This is a genomic window from Bacillus sp. N1(2025), assembly GCF_053470005.1.
Genome location: NZ_JBLTJB010000003.1, coordinates 213,407 through 229,195 on the forward strand (window position 1 = coordinate 213,407; position 15,789 = coordinate 229,195).

18 protein-coding genes are annotated in these 15,789 nt (G+C 49.4%); 14 read left to right on the top strand and 4 right to left on the bottom strand.

Annotated features, from left to right (window positions below; all coding sequences use genetic code 11):
• The first annotated feature begins 17 nt into the window (after positions 1–17).
• Positions 18–821 (top strand): ABC transporter ATP-binding protein, encoded by an 804-nt coding sequence (locus ACNFN4_RS08830; RefSeq protein ID WP_448200119.1) that lies wholly within the window; start codon positions 18–20, stop codon positions 819–821.
• 36 nt (positions 822–857) lie between these two features.
• Here ACNFN4_RS08830 and ACNFN4_RS08835 read toward each other — a convergent pair whose 3' ends face one another.
• From ACNFN4_RS08835 to ACNFN4_RS08845, 3 genes are all read right to left on the bottom strand, one after another.
• Positions 858–1,280, bottom strand: coding sequence for a YrvL family regulatory protein (locus tag ACNFN4_RS08835; RefSeq protein WP_031378358.1), 423 nt, complete (start codon positions 1,278–1,280; stop codon positions 858–860).
• Positions 1,281–1,344: 64 nt separating this feature from the next.
• A complete protein-coding gene (locus ACNFN4_RS08840; protein ID WP_007410043.1) occupies positions 1,345–2,505 on the bottom strand; it encodes an oxalate decarboxylase family bicupin in 1,161 nt (386 codons plus the stop codon).
• A 117-nt stretch (positions 2,506–2,622) separates the two neighbouring features.
• On the bottom strand, positions 2,623–2,778 hold the full coding sequence (locus ACNFN4_RS08845) for a YvrJ family protein (RefSeq protein WP_012118419.1): 156 nt from the start codon (positions 2,776–2,778) through the stop codon (positions 2,623–2,625).
• Between the two features lie 242 nt (positions 2,779–3,020).
• On the opposite strand from ACNFN4_RS08845, the gene ACNFN4_RS08850 reads away from it, so the two are divergent.
• The 5 genes from ACNFN4_RS08850 to ACNFN4_RS08870 all read left to right on the top strand — a co-directional run bounded on the left by ACNFN4_RS08850 (position 3,021) and on the right by ACNFN4_RS08870 (position 7,363).
• Positions 3,021–3,557 (top strand): sigma-70 family RNA polymerase sigma factor, encoded by a 537-nt coding sequence (locus ACNFN4_RS08850; RefSeq protein WP_087920805.1) that lies wholly within the window; start codon positions 3,021–3,023, stop codon positions 3,555–3,557.
• Positions 3,554–3,790: a sigma-O factor regulator RsoA gene (rsoA, locus tag ACNFN4_RS08855; RefSeq protein WP_003151778.1), complete on the top strand. Its 237-nt coding sequence runs from the start codon at positions 3,554–3,556 to the stop codon at positions 3,788–3,790. Before ACNFN4_RS08850 ends, rsoA begins: the two co-directional genes overlap by 4 nt.
• Positions 3,791–3,962: 172 nt before the next feature.
• Positions 3,963–4,682 (top strand): response regulator transcription factor, encoded by a 720-nt coding sequence (locus ACNFN4_RS08860; protein WP_410571355.1) that lies wholly within the window; start codon positions 3,963–3,965, stop codon positions 4,680–4,682.
• Positions 4,679–6,421, top strand: a complete 1,743-nt coding sequence (locus tag ACNFN4_RS08865) for a HAMP domain-containing sensor histidine kinase (RefSeq protein ID WP_007613700.1) — start codon at positions 4,679–4,681, stop codon at positions 6,419–6,421. Before ACNFN4_RS08860 ends, ACNFN4_RS08865 begins: the two co-directional genes overlap by 4 nt.
• A gap of 63 nt (positions 6,422–6,484) precedes the next feature.
• A complete protein-coding gene (locus ACNFN4_RS08870) occupies positions 6,485–7,363 on the top strand; it encodes an SMP-30/gluconolactonase/LRE family protein (protein ID WP_448200120.1) in 879 nt (292 codons plus the stop codon).
• A gap of 50 nt (positions 7,364–7,413) precedes the next feature.
• On the opposite strand, the gene ACNFN4_RS08875 is transcribed toward ACNFN4_RS08870, so the two are convergent.
• Complete coding sequence (locus ACNFN4_RS08875; RefSeq protein ID WP_003151783.1) at positions 7,414–8,205, bottom strand: SDR family NAD(P)-dependent oxidoreductase; 792 nt, start codon at positions 8,203–8,205, stop codon at positions 7,414–7,416.
• 187 nt (positions 8,206–8,392) lie between these two features.
• Between ACNFN4_RS08875 and ACNFN4_RS08880 the strand changes: the two genes are divergently transcribed.
• From ACNFN4_RS08880 to liaG, 8 genes are all read left to right on the top strand, one after another.
• Positions 8,393–9,337 (top strand): ABC transporter substrate-binding protein, encoded by a 945-nt coding sequence (locus tag ACNFN4_RS08880; RefSeq protein WP_012118415.1) that lies wholly within the window; start codon positions 8,393–8,395, stop codon positions 9,335–9,337.
• A complete protein-coding gene (locus ACNFN4_RS08885; RefSeq protein WP_025285248.1) occupies positions 9,300–10,346 on the top strand; it encodes a FecCD family ABC transporter permease in 1,047 nt (348 codons plus the stop codon). Before ACNFN4_RS08880 ends, ACNFN4_RS08885 begins: the two co-directional genes overlap by 38 nt.
• The gene (locus ACNFN4_RS08890) at positions 10,343–11,569 is read left to right on the top strand and encodes an ABC transporter ATP-binding protein (RefSeq protein WP_007410053.1); all 1,227 of its coding nucleotides are present in this window, start codon (positions 10,343–10,345) and stop codon (positions 11,567–11,569) included. Before ACNFN4_RS08885 ends, ACNFN4_RS08890 begins: the two co-directional genes overlap by 4 nt.
• Positions 11,566–12,135 carry a cob(I)yrinic acid a,c-diamide adenosyltransferase gene (locus ACNFN4_RS08895; protein WP_007410054.1) on the top strand — a complete coding sequence of 190 codons (570 nt, stop codon included), beginning with the start codon at positions 11,566–11,568 and terminating at the stop codon, positions 12,133–12,135. Before ACNFN4_RS08890 ends, ACNFN4_RS08895 begins: the two co-directional genes overlap by 4 nt.
• A 164-nt stretch (positions 12,136–12,299) precedes the next feature.
• Positions 12,300–13,568, top strand: coding sequence for an MFS transporter (locus ACNFN4_RS08900; protein WP_007410055.1), 1,269 nt, complete (start codon positions 12,300–12,302; stop codon positions 13,566–13,568).
• Positions 13,569–13,734: 166 nt separating this feature from the next.
• The gene (locus tag ACNFN4_RS08905; RefSeq protein ID WP_007410056.1) at positions 13,735–14,115 is read left to right on the top strand and encodes a protein liaI; all 381 of its coding nucleotides are present in this window, start codon (positions 13,735–13,737) and stop codon (positions 14,113–14,115) included.
• A 13-nt stretch (positions 14,116–14,128) separates the two neighbouring features.
• Positions 14,129–14,806: a stress responsive protein LiaH gene (gene liaH, locus ACNFN4_RS08910; RefSeq protein WP_007410057.1), complete on the top strand. Its 678-nt coding sequence runs from the start codon at positions 14,129–14,131 to the stop codon at positions 14,804–14,806.
• Between the two features lie 105 nt (positions 14,807–14,911).
• Positions 14,912–15,781, top strand: coding sequence for a LiaG family protein (liaG, locus tag ACNFN4_RS08915; RefSeq protein ID WP_059367852.1), 870 nt, complete (start codon positions 14,912–14,914; stop codon positions 15,779–15,781).
• The last annotated feature ends 8 nt before the right edge of the window (positions 15,782–15,789 follow it).

Consider the following 15,789-nt stretch of genomic DNA (forward strand, 5'->3'; position numbering starts at 1 on the left):
GGAAGGAGACTGCCGCGATGAACTCATTATCGGCGGAACAGCTTACTGTCGGTTATGGCGACCGTTTGATAGCGAAAGAATTGGATATCGCCATACCGAAAGGAAAAATTACAACGCTGATCGGTCCGAACGGCTGCGGAAAATCGACGGTTCTCAAAACGATGTCAAGAATCATGAAACCGAAATCCGGCGCCGTCTATTTAAACGGACAGGCGATCATGCAAAAATCCACGAAAGACATCGCCAAGGAAATGGCAATTCTTCCGCAGACGCCTGAAGCGCCGAGCGGGCTGACGGTGTACGAACTTGTTTCTTACGGCAGGTTTCCGCATCAGTCCGGAATGGGCCGTTTGAGTGATAAAGACCGTGACATGATCAAATGGGCGCTTGAAGAGACGGGGATGGCCGAATTTTACGACCGGCCGATCGAAGCGCTTTCCGGGGGGCAGCGGCAGCGTGTGTGGATCGCCATGACGCTCGCTCAAGAAACAGAGCTGCTGCTTCTTGATGAACCGACCACTTATTTAGATCTCGCCCATCAGCTTGAAATTTTGCAGCTGCTGGACAAATTAAACAAAGAGCAGGGCCGCACTATCTTAATGGTCATTCATGATCTGAACCATGCCGCCCGTTTTTCCCATTACATGATCGCCCTGAAAAAAGGGCGCGTCATCAAGGAAGGAACGGCGGAGGAAGTCATGACTCCCGGCATATTGGAAGACGTGTTTCAGATTGACGCACAGATTGTAAAAGATCCGCGCACGAACAAACCGGTCTGCTTAACCTACGATTTAATCCGGCATGAAAACGCAACGGTATGATGAAAAAAACGCAGAGCCATTCCGGCCTGCGTTTTTTTATTGCGCCCGGGGCTGCTTTTGTCCGGAGACGCATTTATCCAAAACGAAAAAAACCCCCGCCACAATCAGCTCCTCCGTCGTTGACAGCCAAATCTTTTCAATCAGTTTATCCGTCGTATACGCGGTCATCCAGAGGAACAGCAGCTGAACGGTGCTGGCTAAAAGGAGAAAAGGCAGCCTGCCCGTCCCGAAAAAGGTAAAGCTATGTATCATCAGCCGCTCAAGCGGTTCAAAACATAAACCGAGAAAAATAAAAAGCACGGAAAAAAGCAGGACGTACGCCATCGATCCGTAGCTCGTCCCGGCTAATGAAAATACAGCCATCATCACGATGAAATACCCGAATAATACGGCAGCGGCTGCCAGGGCATACCGGAGCACATGAAGAAAAAACATTTTCGTCCCGTTTTGATTGATCATCTGTTCAGCTCCTTTTCACACAGAGGAGACTTGCAGAGACGGAACTCTGCAAGTCGATGTATCTTCAGCATTTCTTTTTGACGACAGGGTGTTTCTCTTTCGAAAGAATATCCGTAAAGTCTTTGCCCAGATCCAGATGCTGCTGGACGAATTTCTCAGGAAGCATGGCAAGCCATTGGTTCAGGGACACATCGGCATAGTGGTCATCCTTGAAGATTTCCAGGAAGACGAGCGGCTCATCTCCCAAATTCTCCACATAGTGGCCCATTGCGAACGGAACGTAACCGACATCCCCGGCCTGATAGTTAAATGTTCTCGCATGGCCGTCCGATGCAAAAACCGTCATCCGTCCTTTACCGGAAATATAATACTGCCATTCATGCGTGTTCGGATGCCAGTGCAGCTCTCTCATTGCGCCCGGTTCGACCACGACAAGCGCTGAAGCGATCGTTTTGGACACTTTGAAGTTTGTGGAATCCGCGATATATACTTTGCCGCCATCCGTCTCAGCAGTCGGGCCTTCATCCAGCAGGCGGTAAGTGAACGGATATGGCACTTCACCGTTCGGGCCTTCCACAATGTCATCTTTCAGCTTCCCGGGAACCGGCTCTTCAAAGATATATTTTTCTTTCCCGGGCAGGCCGGCGAGGTCTTTTTCTGAAACCCCGAAGTTGTTGGCGATGACATCAAGCGGTGTGTGGGCAAGCCAGTCAGTCACTTGGAATGTGCTGTTTTCTGAGAAGGAACCGTCATCAAAAACCAAGAGGAATTCACAGCCTTCTTTCAGCGCCTGAATGGAGTGCGGCAGGCCTGACGGGAAGTACCACAGATCTCCTTCCTTCACGTCATCGATAAAACTGCGTCCCTGTTCATCAACAATCGTGACCCGCGCTTTGCCCGTCAGCATATATGCCCATTCCGCTTCTTTATGCCAGTGCAGCTCACGGATGGCGCCCGGTTTTAAACGCATGTTGACAGATGCCAGATTTTCAGAAATCGGCAGCTCGCGAACGGTCACCTCACGCGCGTATCCGCCCTTTTCCAGCCGGTTGTGCACATCTGAGAAAGAGAATTTCATATTATCCACTGTGCCGTGATCCGTTTCCGGCGGCGTCAGCATATCCGGATTTTGGCGGTCTCTTTCAAGGTTGCGCGGTATCGTGACGGTCGCCCCTTTGTCTCCTCTGATCGGCTGCGGGATATTGCAGTTGTTTTCTTTTGACATGTAAATCGTCTCCTCTCAAGCTTTGTTTTTTCAGAAAGAGAATGTGAAAGGCCTTTCGTTTTCCCTTCTGCTTTGTTAAGTGATGCGTTCCGATGAAAAGTCAACTTCGTGTGAAAATTAATTTTTCATTTTCTGATCTTTCAGTTCCGTCATCAGTTCGATCAGGGCGTCAAACTTCTTCTCAAACCGTGTGAGAAGATACATGGCAATCAGAGCCGGAAAGCCGAGATTGCCGATCTGTCTGACCGCTTCTTCTATAAAAACCTGATCCATTATCAGCCACCTCCTGACTTGACCTGCAGTCATGTATATAAGTGAAAGAAAGAGCGGCTCCTGTAAACCTGATATCCCGGTTGAGGGTCTTTTTTTTGTTCCGGCAAATCCGGGACATAAGGAGTACGGAATCTTAGTCGGAAAGGAGTAGTTTACTTTTTTTTGCTTTCTTTCATTTAATTTAAATAGGGGGCGGTTTTATGGACTATCAAGTTCTTTTACGGTCAAAATGCAAGGAAATTATGAAACATCCGATCGTTAAACATTTTTTAAGTGACCCAAAGCATTACGAGAAATTTAAAAATGTGCTGGAACATTCAGACGAGAAGGATGCAAAATCACTGGACGACCATTTTAAGCAGTTTTATAAGGAAATCCGGATCATCAAATATATGAACTCTATGATCCGGATTTTCTCCATCGATTTTGACAAACGCATCCGTAAAAATCAGAAGCGCTATCCGCTGACGGTGGATCAGCCGGAGGGAGGTGAAGCGCTTCCCTATGAAATGGGAAAAGACGCGTATGAAGAGTTTCTGCGGAAGCAGGGGGATTTGAGCCAGCATGTCCAAAACCGTGATTTATACGAAGCGCTTCAGACGTTAACCGATAAACAAAAAAGCGTGCTGACGAATATTTATCTTCACGGAGCGACGATGAAGGAGATTGCCGAGTCGCTGGGTGAATCACGGCAGAACATTTCCAATATTCATAAAAAAGGGCTCGACAATCTCAGAAAGCAGCTGGACAAGCAAAAAAAGGGGGAAAATAAGCAGTGAACGGGCCATTTGACTTCAACAAAGAGAACACAGATACCGACGAAATGGAACTTTTGATTTCGCGTTTTTCGCCAATGATAAAAAAAAAACTGAGCAATACATCATACCAGGAAAGAGAAGATCTTGAACAAGAATTGAAGATTAAAATAGTTGAAAAAGCGGACATGCTGTTATGCCAGGAAGTGCCGGGTTTTTGGGAATTTATACTTCATCTTATAAATGAAAGCTCCTGACAAAAGCGGCGGGATGATTGATATTCCGCTCTGACAACGTGAGAAAAACGAGAAGAGATGTCCGTCTCGTTTTTCTTTTCTGTTTCCCCGCAAGACCTCCGCACTAAAAAGATACCAAATCTTATCCATATAATGATATGATGAAAAAAACAAAGAGAAAGGAACGTCCAAGGTGGAAAATGCGTCAATTTTAATTGTAGACGATGAGAAGGCGATCGTTGATATGGTCAAACGCGTTCTCATCAAAGAAGGCTATCACAACATTAAGACAGCCGGAAGCGCTGAGGAAGCGATCGAGTTTGTTAAACATGAAACCGCGGATCTGCTCGTGCTGGATGTGATGATGGAAGGCATGTCCGGTTTTGAAGCATGCACCGAAATCCGGAACTATACCGACGCTCCGATCTTTTTTCTGACTGCCCGTTCTTCTGATGCGGATAAGCTGTCAGGATTTGCATTGGGAGCTGACGATTATATAACAAAGCCGTTTAATCCGCTCGAATTGGCGGCGCGGATCAGGGCGACGTTAAAGAGAACCTATAAGCGCGAAGAGAAAACGGCGGTAAAGACGTATTCATACAGCCATTTTTCCTATTCGCCGCAAAACGCCGAGCTGATCGTCGGGGGCGAGCCCGTCAGCTGCTCCGCACAGCTTCTGCAGCTGCTTCAATATTTCTGTGAACACCCTGATGTGGTACTCTCAAAAGATCAGATCTATGAAAAAGTATGGGGATATCCGTCTTACGGCGATAACAACACCGTCATGGTGCATATCCGCAAACTCAGAGAAAAGATTGAAAAAGACCCCAGCAATCCGTCTTATATTGTAACGGTGCGCGGCCTCGGCTATCGGTTTATTCCCGATCAAGGAGAAAAAGGAACCCGGTCATGAGAATGCGCGGAAAATTTCTGCTCCACTTTTTCGGTCAGCTGCTGCTTGTCATCCTGCTGATGTCCGTTTTGGCCGTCGCTTCTTTCTTCTATTTGGATTGGCGTTTCAGCGAAGCGGAAGCCAATGCGGGACTGACCAAAGCGACGGCAGACTCGTTTGAAGCGTGGCTTGATAAAAATGAAGACGGCACATGGGATGTCGATGAATTTTTAAAGATGTCAGTCAGAAAGCAGAAGGGCTGGCTGCAGATCATTAATGACAATGAAAAAACGGACTACGCCTACAGAGTGCCGAAAGACGTCCCGAGCCATTACAGCAGAAAAGACCTCTTATCCATTTATCAGTACCGGAATTTTGACAACTACAAGCTGAATTACTGGACGGTCACGATAAATGATGAGACCTATTTGATTCTGTTCGGCTGGAAATCCGCCAGTGAGCAGCTTCTCACTTACATCGAATCACAGGAGCCATCCCTCGCTTCCCTTTCTCAATATAAAAAAAGCACGGTTGATTATATTAAACGGGAAAAAGGGGCGGTCTACCTTCTCGAAGACAGCGGCAGACTGCTCGGGGATATCAACAGCACGAAAAAAGAACGGAACACCGTCAATGAGCTTGAATTGCTGAAATACAGTTCCAAGCCGTGGAATTACAAACGGGAAATTTCTTTTAAAAGACTCGATAAAACGAAATGGATGGTCGCGTCGGTGCCGAACCCCGTGTACATCCCCGATCACGAGTTTAACAAATCATTTTTGAGAAATGTGATGAAAACCCTCTTCCTCTTGATCGGAATCTTAGTATTTATGATCTGCATCCTGACCATCTGGTACTCTTTCCGTTTCGGCTGGCCGCTGTTTCATACCATCAAATGGCTCGTCAATTTATCAAAGGGCCGGCTTGAAGAGCCGAAGAACCGCAAAGGACAGCCGGTCAGCAAAAACAAAAAAGGCAAAACAAAGCAGCCGTTCCGCTTTTTCGCCGAGATTTTCGAATCGATGGATCAGCTGACCGACACGCTGAAGCGGGATAAGAAAAACAGAGAAAAAATCCAGGCGACAAGGGAAGAATGGATCGCCGGGCTGAGCCATGACTTAAAAACCCCGCTGAGCACGATTTACGGCTACAGCATGATGCTTGAATCGAAGCAATACGACTGGACCCCGGAAGAAGTCAAAGAAATGGGGCAGATCGTCCGGGAAAAATCAGAATATATGTCCAAGCTGATTGAGGACTTAAACTTAACGTACCGCCTCAAAAACGCGGCCCTCCCGATCGAACGGCGGCTGATCAACGTCGTGCCGTTTATCAGAAACGTCACGAACGATTTCACGAAAAATACGTTCTCGGAAGGCTATGACATCGCCTTTGAAACCAAAAAGGAAGACATTCTTTTCGCCATTGATGAAGCGTGGTTCCGCCGTGTTCTGGAGAATCTGCTGGCAAACGCGGTTAAGCATAATAAGAAAGGGACCGCCATTCGGGTCGTGCTTGAGGAATCAGCCGAACAGCTCATTCTGAAGGTGAAAGATAACGGAAGAGGAATGGACGACGAAACGATTCACCAGCTGTTTAACCGTTATTACCGGGGAACGAATACGAAAGGCCCGTCAGAAGGAACGGGACTCGGGCTCGCCATTGCCAAGGAGCTGGTTCATCTTCATAACGGAACCATCCATGTCAACAGCAGAATCAGCGCCGGAACGGTGATTACGATTCTTTTTAAAAAAGATTGAGTTTGGACGCCGCTTTGTCGGGAATAACAATAGAAGACTGACAAGCAAAAGAGGTGTTCACACATGGAAGCAGCATTACGAGCAGATACGAGAGCAGTTATCGGAGAAGGCCCTTTATGGGATAAGGACAAGCAATGCCTGTACTGGGTGGATATACTGGGCAGCCAGCTCCATATCTTCACTCCGGCTGACGGAATCAACCGTTCCGTTAAATTCAAATCATTTGTCACGGCTCTGGCCTTGTATTCAAAGGAAGAGCTGGTGATGACGATGAAAGACGGGTTTTACCTGTACAATCTTCGGGAAGATACATTGACGAAGATGAAGCAGCCGAGAGACATGCGGGAAGATATCCGTTTCAATGACGCAAAATGCGACCCGTCCGGCAGATTATGGGCGGGAACGACGAGCATGGAAGGCAAAGAAGAGGAGGCTTCGCTGTACCGTCTGAATACGGACGGCAGCCTTGCCAAAATAAAAGACCAGGTCTCCACCTCGAACGGTTTGGATTGGGATCGGGACCGAAACTTGATGTACTATATCGACACTCCGACGCAGGAAATCGTCTGTTATGCATACGATCCTGAAACCGGAGCCGTATCAGATCCGAAAACGGTCTACCGCTTTCCGGAGTCGCAAGGATCTCCCGACGGAATGACCATTGACCGTGACGGAATGCTGTGGGTGGCTCTGTTCGGAGGCGGCCGTGCCGTCCGGATTGACCCGTTTTTGCATAAGGAAATTGCATCTATCGACGTTCCGGCGAAATACGTCACCTGTTGCGCGTTCGGAGGCAGAGAATTGAACACGTTATACATTACGACCGCGACGGAAAAATTGACGGAAGCCGAAAGACTTGAGCAGCCGCATGCGGGCGGCCTGTTTTCAGCAGAGCTTGAGACGGGCGGCTGGGAGCCGGTTCCGTTTGCAGGCATGATGTAAAAAAAGCCCTGGCATATGGGGAAGTTCCCATTGTGCCGGGCTTTTTTGTGTTAAATGGAGCGGATGATGCCGCCTTCAACCCGCTGTGCGGTGCCGTTAATGGCAGAAGCCGCTGATGAAGCGAGAAATACAATCGTATTGGCGACTTCTTCCGGGGTTGCATAGCGCTGAATCAATGATGTCGGTTCATTCACTTTAAAATAATCCCGGACGAAGCTGTCCGTGTCTTCTCCGGCAGCCTTTGCGGCTCCTTCCATGTAAGAAGCGACGCCTTCGGTCCATGTCGGTCCCGGCAGCACGGAGTTGACCGTGACATTTGTGCCTTTCGTCATTTCCGCCATTCCCCGGGACAAGCTGATTAACGCCGTTTTCGTCATTGAATACGGAATCATTTGCGCAAGCGGTTTGACTCCGGCTTCACTGGAGATGTTCAGAATCCGTCCGCTGTTTCTTTCGAGCATTTGCGGCAGAAAACGCCGGCACAGGCGCACGGCGCTCATAACATTCACTTCAAAATACCGAGTCCATTCGTCATCAGACACCTCAGCGAAGTCCTTTACTTCAAAAAAGCCGAGGTTATTGACGAGAATATCGACTTCCCCGATTCCGCCGGCGCGCTTGATCAAGTCATCCGCCTCATCCTGACGCGATAAGTCCGCAGCGATGCCGTGGACCGTTCCGTAAGCGGAAAGCTCCTCAACCGTCCGTTCCACAGTTTCTTTTTTTCTTCCGTTTACAATCACCTCGGCGCCTTCGGCTAAAAAGCTTTTTGCCGCGGCTTTTCCGATCCCTGAAGTTGATCCTGTAATCAACACGAGCTTTCGTTCAAGCTGTAATTCCATGATAATCCTCCTTTTTACACCATTGTGTAACAGTATACATGATGAATTTTAGTGTGTACGAACAATTTGCTTTCATGCAAAAAGGCCGGATATACAAGCCTTAAAGACTTATAGTATAATTACTGCGAAAAAAGGATACGAATGTCAAAGAGACAATCGTTTACCATAATCAGGGGGAGTTAAAAGAATGAAGAAGATCACTGCCGTCTGGGCGGCGCTCTTGGTCACCGCCTTTGTGATCGCCGGCTGTTCCGGCGCACAGGAAGAAGGAAGCGCGGCCAAACAAAAAGCCGTCTCAACCGAAGCATTCCCGGTAACCATTAAGGATGCCGCGAACGAAAAAGTAACCATAAAGCAGGCACCGGAAAAAATCGTTTCCCTCATGCCGAGCAATACGGAAATTACATACGCGCTCGGACTGGGAGATAAGGTCGCAGGCGTCACGACAAATGATACATATCCGAAAGAAGCGGTAAAAAAACCGAAAGTCGGAGATATGAATGTGAACGCTGAAAAAGTCATCGCGCTGAAGCCGGATCTCGTGCTTGCCCACGCGTCCTCTATGTCCGCTTCCGCCGATGCGATGAAGCAACTGAAAGATGCGGGCATCACCGTCTTAACGGTCAATGATGCGCAATCGTTCCAAGACGTGTACAAATCAATCAGCATGATCGGAAAAGCGGCCGGCAAAGAAAAGCAGGCGGATAAGCTGATCAAATCGATGAAATCCGACCTTTCCGGCATAGAAAAGAAAGCGGCGGCCATTTCTGAAAAAGACGAAAAGAAAGTATTCGTCGAAGTGTCTCCTGACGGCTACACGACGGGGAAAGGCACGTTTATGAACGAAATGCTTGAAGATATACACGCGAAAAACGCCGCCGGCAGCCAGACCGGCTGGGTTCAGCTGACGGATGAAGCGATTGTCAAAATGAATCCGGACGTCATCATTACGACAGACGGCGTAAAGGCCGCTGAAGTGGAAAAACGCGCCGGCTGGGGTGCCGTCAATGCGGTCAAACACCACAATGTCTATTCTGTTGATCCCGACCTTGTCACACGCTCAGGCCCGCGCCTTGTCAAAGGGGTCGAGAAGCTTGCAGAAAGCGTTTATCCTGAAACGTTTAAAAAGTAACCGCCCGCTGGCCTACACGGTCAGCCTGCTGTTTTTAGCCGTTTGTACGGCACTCGGCATTTCAATCGGCAGTCTGCATATTCCTTTATCCGACGTTTTTTGGATCGGGATCGGCCGGACATCCTCGGCTGACCCTATGAATGTAAATATTATGATGAATATCCGCCTGCCGAGAGTCGTTCTGGCTGCCCTTGTCGGAGCCGCGTTATCCATTGCGGGAGCGGCGTTTCAGGGACTTCTGAAAAATCCGCTCGCCGACCCTTATACACTCGGGGTATCTTCGGGAGCCTCAGCGGGAGCCGTTATCACCTTGTTTTTCGGCATTCAGATTCCCGTCATCGGCCGGTTCACACTACCGGTTGTCAGCATCGCCGCAGCCATTGCGGTCATGGCGGCGGTTCTGTTTTTCAGCCGCCTCGTTCATGCGTCGATGTCGGTTTCGACGCTCATTTTGACAGGCATCATCATGAATTCTTTTCTCGGGGCTCTCATATCGCTTGTGATCGCTTTAACGGGCAATGATCTGCTCCCGATTGTCCGCTGGCTGTTAGGAAGCGTGTCAATGAGGGGCTGGGGCTATGTCGCGCTGTTTCTGCCTTTTTTTCTGGCCGGGACGGCGCTTCTGCTTATCAATGGCAGAGAATTAAACATTATGACTTATGGAGAAGAAAAGGCAAGGCTGTTAGGCGTCAGTACGGGAAAAAGAAAATGGCTGATGATCGCCGCCGGATCTCTGCTGACGGGAGGAGCGGTTGCCGTCTCGGGGACGATCGGATTTGTCGGCCTTGTCATTCCCCACGTGACACGGCTTTTGTGGGGGACGGATCATCGCCATTTACTGCCGCTGTCAGCATTGACGGGCGCCGGGTTTCTCATTTTGGCGGATTTGTTTTCCCGCACCGTCATTGAGCCTGTCGAATTGCCGATCGGCATTATGACGGCTTTGGCGGGAGCGCCTGTGTTTGCCTTGATTCTGCTTCGCCAGCATCATGGAGGGAAACGCTTATGATCAGGGTGAGCAGCCTGTCCGGCGGGTACGGAGGCCGGATGATTGTAGAAGATGTCAGCTTTACCGCCGGAAAAGGTGAATTTGTCGGCATACTCGGTCCGAACGGCTCGGGAAAAACAACGCTGATGAAATTGCTGACGGGAATGCTCTCTCCGTCAAAAGGCGAGGTGCTCGTAGCAGGCAGGCCCGTCGGCGGATACAAGCCGCGGGAACTTGCGAAAATCATGGCCGTTTTGCCGCAGCATACGGAGCAAGCTTTTACATTTACCGTTAAGGAAACAGTGTCCTTCGGCAGATATCCGTATCAAAAAGGACTCTTCAGACAGATGGATCAACATGACGAAGACATTGTCCGGGAAGCGATGGAAATGACGGGCATCGACCGATATGCGCAGCAATCCGTCCGCAATCTGAGCGGCGGGGAGCGGCAGCGCGTCTTTCTGGCGCAGGCGCTGGCTCAGCAGCCTGAGGTGCTGTGTCTGGATGAGCCGACGACCTTTCTTGATCTCAAATATCAGAAAGACCTGCTTGATACGGTGAAGCGGTTGACGAGAGAAAGAGGCCTGACGGTCATCAGTATTTTTCACGACCTAAACGCCGCAGGCCAATATTGTGATCAGCTCCTGATGATGAAAGACGGACGCGCTTTTCCGAAGCAGACGCCGGATCAGGCTTTGAAAAAAGAGACGATTGAAGACATTTACGGCATCACCGTCAGCGCTGTTGCCCAGCAATCGTCACCGAAACCGCTGATCGCTTTCATGCCGGAAGCGCAGGAGGAAAGAGAGCCTGTCAACGTTCCGTTCGCCTCTCTGATAAACAAAAGCGGAAATACCGTAACGCTTCATACAGAACGGCCGTTCAGAATGTTGTCAACCGCATCTGACGGCCCGGGCTTTTCGTGGAGCCGCCGGCTTTCCGGCTCAGCGGCCGCTGGTTTGATCTGCCGTACGTTTGATTCGGTCACAATTGCCGTGACTGCGCAGCATACCGTTTGGGTGCTGATCAGCGGACGTTTATCGGAACAGGGATTTGTACGGCTGTTAACGGCAGCGGCTGAAGCGAGAATGCAGGCTCTTTCCGGCAGACAGGCAAAAGGCGACATTGTCATTTGTGCCTTGCAGACAGGAGAGGCGATGGATGTCCCTCACGCGGAAAGAGCCGTCAGAAGAGGAACCGCGGCATGTGTAAAAGCGGCGGAAGAAGGAGGAATACAACGATGAAGCTGTATACGAAAACCGGTGATAAAGGACAGACAAGCCTGATCGGCGGCAGAACGGATAAAGACAGTCTGCGGGTTGAAAGCTACGGGACGATTGATGAGCTGAACAGCTTTATCGGGCTTGCGCTTGCGGAGCTTGATGATTGTGAGAATTGCGGTGATGTGAAAGCCGAACTCCGAAACATTCAGCATGAGCTGTTTGACTGCGGCGGCGACTTGGCGACGGTCACTGAACATAGAAGCTATACATTAAGAGAGACATCTATTTCCGCATTGGAAGACTGCATAGACCGTTACACGGCTGAAGCGCCCCCGCTTGAGAAATTTATTCTTCCGGGCGGGCATAAGGCGGCTGCTCAGCTTCACATCGCGCGGACCGTCACGAGACGGGCTGAGCGTCTCATCGTGAAACTCGGCAAAACAGAAGAGATAAACGATACGGTGATGCGTTACTTGAACCGCCTGTCTGATTATTTTTTCGCGGCGGCAAGAGCGGTTAACGCAAGACAGGGCGTTCAGGATATAGAATATGAAAGAAGCGCCGCGGTATTCCGTGATGATGAATAATGTTTTGTTCAGCCGGCATCAGCAAGCCGGCTGTTTTTTTATAGAGATATCCATCAATTGAACCTTTATTGACAGGAGGAAAATGTATCTTATGCATTATTGACTGAAAAATTAAAAAATGAGATATTATAAGAAACATTGTAAAATAATGGGGGATTTGATAGATGGATACATATAATAAGAGCGAGAGCATCTGGAATAAAAATTTCACCCTTCTGTTTATCTCAAGGCTAGTTAAATTGTCAGGCGACGGTTTTGCCTTTAATTCCATTCTGTGGTTTTTGATTTTTGACGGGGAAGGCGCGATCGGCACGTCCCTGCTCATTGCGGTCACGTTCCTTCCGGAGGCGATGCTGGCGCCGATTACCGGGCCTTTTATGAAGCAGCATACGCTGAAATTCTGGATGTATTTCTCCGACCTGACGCGCGCGGCGGTCGTGTTGATCATTCCGGTCTGTTACTTTAACGGTTTTTCTCCTTTATGGTTTGTCATGCTTCTCATGATTGTGCATTCAGCCACGGGAGCCGCTTATAATCCTGCATCTATCTCATTAATCCCCAATATTGTCAGAGAAAACAGCCTGCAGAAAGCGAATGCGGTCATCCAGTCATCAGGCCAGATCGTCAGGCTTGCCGCCATTACGCTGAGCGGGGTGTTCTTAACATTTATCAGTCCCGCTTATTCTTTGTTTATCGCTCTTATATTCTATCTTCTATCAGGTTTTCTCGTACTCTTTATGTCATACCAAGTCCAGCATGCCAAACAGGATACAGTCGCCGTCAGACAGCGCGGGACGTATTTCGGAAGGCTCAAACGGGGTTTCGTTCTTGTCAGGAAACACCAGATTTTATACCCGCTCGCCATCTATTGTATCTTCATGAATTTTGCGGCCGCTCCGTGGGAGGCGCTCTCTGCCGTTTATGTCGCCGAAGATTTAAACATGCCGCCGATCATCTACTCGCTTTTGAAAGCGACAGGCACGGGCGGAGCCTTTTTAATGGGTTTTATTTTGGCTAAGGTGAAGGTGAACAAATACGGTCTCCTGTTTGTGTCAGCGGGAATCATAGAAGGAGCGGCATTTTTCATCACCGGCCTCAACACTTTTCTGCCGCTCGTCTTCCTCGCCGCGTTTGCGTTCGGATCTGCCGTCAGCGCTATTAATGTGCCGGAATATACGATTATTCAGACGTCTGTGGACCATGATGACCAGCCGCAAGTCTATGCCGTCATCCATATGATCTCAAACATATCCATTCCGCTCGGCGCGGTTCTTTGCGGATACGCGGCTAACGCCTTCGGTCCCGGAAAAGTCATTGCCGCCGGCGGTCTCGTTGAAGTCCTGTCCGGTCTGGGAATATTGTTCTTTACGAAGCTGGCCAAAGCTGAACGCTCAGATCTCATCAGGGAAAAAGAAGCGAGCATCAGAATATAGATTTTTCGTGAAACGCCCTGCGCCGTCCGGTGCAGCGGCGTTTTTTTATGCGAAGGTCCGGGGGCTTATACGACTCCGGTCTGATATGAAAATCAATCTCTGACTCGTTTTGCCGGCCGCGGGATTTGTTTATAGTAAAGACAAGGAAAACGAAAGGAGGATCTGCATGAATATAAATGGTAAAACGGCAGGCGGCTTTCTGCTGATTGTGTTCGGACTTTCTGTCTTTTTCGGAGGAGGCCATTTCGCATTTATCATCCCGCTGGCGATCGGAGGCCTGATGCTTTACTGGGGAATCAAACGTTTTTCAAAAGGCCGGGCGGTATCGGGTATCATCGCGGGCGTCATCGGAGCTATGATTCTCGTCGGTTCTCTTCCATTTATCGTTGCGATCGGACTGGCCGGCGCCATGGTGTATTTCGGGTGGAAGATGATGAAGCAGGGCGGCTCAGATACCGCTTCCCGCCAGTATGAACCGGAAGCGGCATCACCGGGCTATCAATCCGGATTTGACTCTGAATGGGAAGAATTTCTGAAGAAAAAATAAGGAGGAAGACAAAATGGTCTTAAAAAGAATAAGAAATATGTTCGTCGCATCTGTTAACGAAGGGCTTGATAAATTAGAAAATCCGAAAGTCATGCTGAATCAATATGTGCGTGATATGGAAAGTGACATCGCTAAGGCGAAACAAACGATTGTCAAACAGCATACGATCGTCCATCAGTTTAAGAAAAAACAGGAAGACGCCTCCGAAACGGCGGCAAAACGGAAAAACCAGGCTCAGCTTGCTTTTGATGCCGGGGAAGAGGAGCTGGCGAAAAAGGCGCTGACTGAAATGAAATACCTTGAGGGAAAAGCGGCCGAACATGAAAAAGCGTATGAGCAGGCGAAAACACAGCTGGCAGAGCTGAAAGAGCAGCTGGAAACTTTAGAAACGCGCCTCCGCGACGTAAAGGATAAAAAACAGGCGCTCATCGCCCGCGCAAACGCGGCAAATGCGAAGGAACATATGAACGCTTCTTTCGACAAAATTGACAGCGAAAGCGCCTACAGAGAGTTCCTTCGAATGGAAAGCCGCATTGAAGAAATGGAAGTCCGCGTCAAATACGGCACTTCAGCTGAGGCGAACACAGAATACAGCCGCTCCCAATATTCAGACGAGGTGGAAGCTGAGATTGAAAAAATGCGCTCGCTTTCTCTGGAAAAAACAGAGCGTCAAAAAGCGGCTCATGAATAATGTGCACAAGGGAAGATCGGCGCGTTTACGCCTCTTCCCTATACGCACGTATCAATTATCCGGCTTTTCCTTTATAATAAAATGAATGAAAAAGGATGGAACGTAATGAAGCGTAAGATTGCCAAAGGACTGATGGCGGCGTCCGTTCTGATCTGCTGTCTGTTTTTGGTGAAAGAAGTGTTTGCCGGGCGTTTTTTTCCGCTGTACGAAACAGAAGCGGAATCGGCAAGCATACCGCCGCGTGCCGTCAACAGCCTGTCGGTTTCATCGGAACAGACGGATGTGAAAATCATCGCGGAAGCGCGGAATGATATCGCGGCAAACATGACGGGACCGGCGGGGAAAATGTTTGTCCAAAACAGGGGAAAGACCCTCAATCTTAAAGCGAAGGAGAAAGGGTTCCAATTTCTGAATCTCTTTCAGCGCCCTCTGCTGATTGTCCGCATTCCGTATGATTATCATCGGGACATCACCGTCCATACATCAAGCGGCAGCATTGCCGTCGACGGAAACAAGGGGCTGTCTCTTGCGCACCTCGGCGTCCGTTCTGTAAGCGGGAACATGTCGCTGAAGCACGTGAAGACGGATGTGTTTGAAGCGAAGGGGCTGTCGGGCAATCTCACAGCAGCAGGCCTTGCGGCAAAAACGGGGGCTGTCCGTTTATCCTCGGGACATGTCGGGCTTCAACATGTGGCGGGCGCCCTTGACGTGCGGGTCGCTTCTGGCAGTGTCGATGCCTCGCTTGAGACGGCGGATGCTCCCGTATCCGTCAGGCTTGCGAGCGGCAGCGCAGCGATCAGCCTGCCGAAAGACGGAAGTTTTACGGTGAACGCCGAGACGGCAAGCGGAAGGATTCGGCCGTCTTATTCCTTTGAGAAAACGAGTAAGGAAGGCGGGGCATTTACCGGCATGAAAGGCAGCGGCGCCAGGCCGATTGATATAAAAGTGACGAGCGGCAATATTGCACTGCAATAGTCAAGGAA